Annotated in this window: 1 rRNA gene; it reads right to left on the bottom strand. The window is 53.9% G+C overall.

Annotated features, from left to right (window positions below):
* A 23S ribosomal RNA gene (locus tag F568_RS0121855) occupies positions 1-1,184 on the bottom strand; the annotation flags it as partial.

Below are 1,184 nucleotides of genomic sequence, written 5' to 3' on the forward strand. Positions count from 1 at the left end.
TTTTCACTCCCCTTGTCGTTACTCATGTCAGCATTCGCACTCGTGATACCTCCAGCCAACTTCTCAATTGACCTTCATCGGCGTACACGACGCTCCTCTACCGCTCGCCATTCGGCGAACCCGTAGCTTCGGTACCTGGTTTGAGCCCCGTTACATCTTCCGCGCAGGCCGACTCGACTAGTGAGCTATTACGCTTTCTTTAAAGGATGGCTGCTTCTAAGCCAACCTCCTAGCTGTCTAAGCCTTCCCACATCGTTTCCCACTTAACCAGGATTTTGGGACCTTAGCTGACGGTCTGGGTTGTTTCCCTTTTCACAACGGACGTTAGCACCCGCTGTGTGTCTCCCACGCTGCACTCACCGGTATTCGGAGTTTGCCTCGGGTTGGTAACCCGGGATGGGCCCCTAGCCGAAACAGTGCTCTACCCCCGGCGGTGATACGTGAGGCGCTACCTAAATAGCTTTCGAGGAGAACCAGCTATCTCCGAGCTTGATTAGCCTTTCACTCCGATCCACAAGTCATCCGAATCTTTTTCAACAGATCCCGGTTCGGGCCTCCAGTTGATGTTACTCAACCTTCACCCTGCTCATGGATAGATCGCCCGGTTTCGGGTCTATTCCCAGCGACTGGTCGCCCAGTTAAGACTCGGTTTCCCTACGCCTCCCCTATACGGTTAAGCTCGCCACTGAAAATAAGTCGCTGACCCATTATACAAAAGGTACGCGGTCACAGAACAAGTCTGCTCCCACTGCTTGTACGCATACGGTTTCAGGATCTATTTCACTCCCCTCTCCGGGGTTCTTTTCGCCTTTCCCTCACGGTACTGGTTCACTATCGGTCAGCCAGGAGTATTTAGCCTTGGAGGATGGTCCCCCCATGTTCAGTCAAGGTTTCACGTGCCCCGACCTACTCGATTTCACGTCACTCAGATTTCGGCTACGGGACTATCACCCTGTATCGTCAGGCTTCCCAGCCTGTTCGCCTATCAGTCGTGCCGCTTAAGGGCTACTCCCCGTTCGCTCGCCGCTACTGGGGGAATCTCGGTTGATTTCTTTTCCTCGGGGTACTTAGATGTTTCAGTTCCCCCGGTTCGCCTCCCTGAGCTATGGATTCACTCAGGGATACTCACCTTGTGGTGAGTGGGTTTCCCCATTCGGAAATGCCCGGGTCACAGGTTGTTTGCC

It is taken from the genome of Modicisalibacter luteus DSM 23508, assembly GCF_000378505.1.
Lineage (GTDB): Bacteria > Pseudomonadota > Gammaproteobacteria > Pseudomonadales > Halomonadaceae > Modicisalibacter > Modicisalibacter luteus.